This is a genomic window from Nonomuraea lactucae (genome assembly GCF_003313395.1).
Classification (GTDB): Bacteria; Actinomycetota; Actinomycetes; order Streptosporangiales; family Streptosporangiaceae; genus Nonomuraea; species Nonomuraea lactucae.
The window spans coordinates 1-3544 of the sequence record NZ_QNFZ01000712.1; the positions used below are offsets into that span (position 1 = coordinate 1).

General features: G+C 69.4%; 4 protein-coding genes and 1 pseudogene. 2 read left to right on the plus strand and 3 right to left on the minus strand.

What is annotated here, in order from left to right; genetic code table 11:
• Positions 1–123: 123 nt before the first annotated feature.
• From DQW85_RS47075 to DQW85_RS25875, 3 genes and pseudogenes are all read right to left on the minus strand, one after another.
• Positions 124–293 (minus strand): annotated as a pseudogene (locus DQW85_RS47075) (class I SAM-dependent methyltransferase); the annotation flags it as partial.
• A 12-nt stretch (positions 294–305) separates the two neighbouring features.
• Positions 306–851: a dihydrofolate reductase family protein gene (locus DQW85_RS25870; protein ID WP_113702553.1), complete on the minus strand. Its 546-nt coding sequence runs from the start codon at positions 849–851 to the stop codon at positions 306–308.
• 51 nt (positions 852–902) lie between these two features.
• A complete protein-coding gene (locus DQW85_RS25875) occupies positions 903–1244 on the minus strand; it encodes a helix-turn-helix domain-containing protein (protein ID WP_205315407.1) in 342 nt (113 codons plus the stop codon).
• A 216-nt stretch (positions 1245–1460) separates the two neighbouring features.
• On the opposite strand from DQW85_RS25875, the gene DQW85_RS25880 reads away from it, so the two are divergent.
• Positions 1461–2093 (plus strand): nucleoside/nucleotide kinase family protein, encoded by a 633-nt coding sequence (locus tag DQW85_RS25880; protein WP_113702554.1) that lies wholly within the window; start codon positions 1461–1463, stop codon positions 2091–2093.
• A 3-nt stretch (positions 2094–2096) separates the two neighbouring features.
• Positions 2097–3410, plus strand: coding sequence for a TrpB-like pyridoxal phosphate-dependent enzyme (locus tag DQW85_RS25885; RefSeq protein ID WP_113702555.1), 1314 nt, complete (start codon positions 2097–2099; stop codon positions 3408–3410).
• The last annotated feature ends 134 nt before the right edge of the window (positions 3411–3544 follow it).

The window sequence follows — 3544 nt, forward strand, 5'->3', positions numbered from 1 at the left end:
GCCGCCCAAGCTCGACTTCCTCGGGCGTCGTGAAACTTGACACAAACCTACAGAAACCAGCGACCGAAGATCGCTAGTCGTCCGAGCCCGCGGCCTCTGAGTTTGGTCGAAAGGTCATCGAAGCTCCACGAAAGGGTGGTTCACCGACGCGATCAGCCGGCCGCCGGGCCTGAGCACGCGCCGCATCTCGCACCGTCGGCGAACGGCAGCGGATCACGCAGGTCGACCACGTGCAGGGCCGCGTCGTCACCGAGCCGCCGGCTGGCCAACGCCGGCATCCCGTGAGACACGTCCGGGCGCGCCGGTCAGCCGGCGGCCGGAACGTAGGTCAGGTTGAGCACGCCGGTCTGGAAGGTCTCGGACCTGACCAGCTTCAGCGGGTGGGTCGGGGTGTCCTCGAACAGCCGTCGGCCACGGCCGACGACGATCGGGTGGACGAGCAGGTTCAGCTTGTCGAGCAGCCCGTTGGCGAGAAGCCACCGCACGGTCGTCGCGGAACCGGACATCTGGATGTCGCCGTCGGTCTGCTTCTTGAGTTCGCGGAGCCTGGCAGCGACGTCACCGGAGATGACGGTGGTGTTGTTCCAGTCCGCCTTCTCCAGGGTGTTCGTGACGACATACTTGCGGGCGTTGTTGAAGAACACCGCGACGTCCTGGTCGGCGTCCGCCGTCGGCCAGTACGCGGACCACTCCTCGTACAGCTTGCGGCCCATCAGGAACGCCGCCGCGCTCTGCATGCCCGCCTCCACCACGGCACCCATCTCGTCGTTCCAGTACGGGAAGTGCCACTGGTCCGGCGACTCGATCACGCCGTCCACGGAGATGAAGAAGTTCGAGATGATCTCAGCCATTGCCCTGCTCCCTGGTTGTCGGCGACTGGCAGGTTAGCCGGGAACCAGCGCTCAGGTCTTGTGCGGAAGCGACAGCGGCTCCGGTGGATCCTGATCGATCAACTGCGTGGCGGTCCGCCCGACGTAGCGGGACAGCGACCGTGCCAGGTGCGGTTGGTCGAAGTAGCCGAGCCGGTGGATCACATCGTGCGCTGGCACGCCCTCCTGGATCAGCACCGCCGCCTGCCTGGCATGGTCGATCTGCCGGACGGCGCCGCGGGTGAGCCCGGTCGCCGCCGCGAAGCGCCGCTGGATGGTGCGCTCGGACACGTCCGGTGAGGCGCCACCGAGCACCGCGGCGACGATCGGGGCGCAGACCAGAACACCTTCACGCGCCATCCCGCGTACGAACATCTCGGCATTTTCAAGCCCATCCGAGTCTTTACCCTCGTCCTCATGACGTCACCGCGTGAAAAGCGCGCGGTCAGGAGTCCATGTCCGCTTGGAGCGCTATTCGCGCGCAAAGTCAGGACGGTTGTCAAGAAGAGGAGCGCCCGTCCGAGCTCTCTCACGATATATACGCATATGTTCGCAATTTCCCGCCGGGAGGAGGGCAGTAGGCTCGGGGCGATGCGTGCACGACCCATCTCCCCCGAGGCGCTGGTCGAGGAGCTGGCCGAGCGGATCGCCGGCCTTCCGGGCGGCGGCCGGGTGCGGGTCGCCTTCGATGGGGCGCCGCCCACCCGTCCCGGTCGGCTGGCCGACGAGCTGGTGGCGCCGCTGAGGCTGCGCGGGCGTCCCGTGGTGCGGGTCTCCGCGGCCGACTTCCTGCGGCCCGCCTCGCTCAGGCTCGAGTACGGCCGGACCGACCCCGACGCCTTCTACGACGACTGGCTCGACAGCGGGGCGCTGGCCCGGGAGGTGCTCGAACCGCTGGGGCCAGGCGGCTCAGGACGGGTGCTGCCGGCGCTGTGGGACAGCCGGACGGACCGGGCGTACCGGCTGCCGTACGAGTCGCTTCCCGAGGGCGGAGTGCTGCTGCTCGACGGGACGCTGCTGCTGGGCCGGGGGTTGCCGTTCGACCTGAGCGTGCACCTGTGGCTGTCGGAGGCGGCGCTGGCGCGCGGGAGCCACGAGGACGAGCGGTGGCGGCTGCCCGCCTACGCCCGGTACGAGCGGGAGGCGCGGCCAGGGGAGAACGCCGACATCGTGGTGCGGGCCGACCATCCAAATCGCCTGGGACTCCAGATAGGGCAGACTTGATCCATGAAGATTCCCACTCATTGGTACAACATCGTTTCCGACCTCCCGGCACCGCCACCGCCACCGCTGCACCCCGGCACCGGGGAGCCGGTGGGGCCCGCCGGTCTGGCGCCCCTCTTTCCGATGGAGCTGATCAGCCAGGAGGTGAGCACCGAGCGGTTCGTGGCCATCCCGCAGGAGGTGCTCGACGTCTACAGGCTGTGGCGGCCGACGCCGCTGTTGCGGGCGCGCCGGCTGGAGAAGGCGCTGGGCACGCCCGCCCGGATCTACTACAAGTACGAGGGCGTCTCCCCGTCCGGCTCGCACAAGCCCAACACCGCCGTGCCGCAGGCCTATTACAACGCCCGCGAAGGCGTGCGCAGGCTGACCACCGAGACCGGTGCCGGGCAGTGGGGCAGCGCGCTGGCCTTCGCCTGCTCGCAGTTCGGCCTGGAGTGCGAGGTCTGGATGGTGCGGGCCTCCTACGACCAGAAGCCGTACCGTCGCTCGCTCATGCAGGTCTACGGCGCGACCGTGCACGCCAGCCCGTCACCGGTGACCGGGGCGGGCAGCAAGGTGCTCGCCGAGCATCCCGACTCCCCGGGCAGCCTGGGCATCGCGATCAGCGAAGCGGTCGAGGTGGCGGGCGCGGGTGAGGATGTCAGGTACGGGCTCGGCTCGGTGCTCAACCACGTGCTGCTGCACCAGACGGTGATCGGCGAGGAGGCGCTCCAGCAACTCGAGGAGATGCCCGACGTGATCATCGGCTGCACCGGAGGCGGCTCCAACTTCGCCGGACTGGTCTTTCCCTTCCTCCGCGAGAAGCTGGCCGGGAAGATCAACCCGACGATCCGCGCGGTGGAGCCCGCCGCGTGCCCCTCGTTCACCAGGGGCGTGTACGCCTACGACTTCGGCGACACCGCCGGGTTCACCCCGCTGCTGAAGATGCACACCCTGGGCCACGACTTCGTGCCCGACCCGATCCACGCGGGCGGGCTGCGCTATCACGGGATGTCGCCGCTGCTGTCGCACATGTACGAGCTGGGCATGTTCGAGGCGGTCAGCAAGTCGCAGAGCGAGTGCTTCGAGGCGGGCGTCCGCTTCGCCCGCACCGAGGGCATCGTGCCCGCCCCCGAGCCGACTCACGCGCTGGCCGAGACCATCGCCGAGGCGCTGCGCTGCAAGGAGACAGGTGAGGCGAAGGTCATCCTGACCGCGCTGTGCGGCCACGGCCACTTCGACCTGGCCGCCTACGACCGCCACCTCTCCGGCGCGATGGAGGACTACGCCGTGCCGCAGGAGCGCATCGACGAGGCCCTCGCGAACCTGCCGCGCTGAGGCCGGCGGGCACGGCGCCCGATGCAAACGCTCGATGCGAGCGACTCTGGTGAACGACTGAGGTGAACGACTGAGGCGGGCGGCCGGGGCGGGCGGCCCGGTCGCCGTCGGCGCCGCCTCCCGGCGCCGTCAGC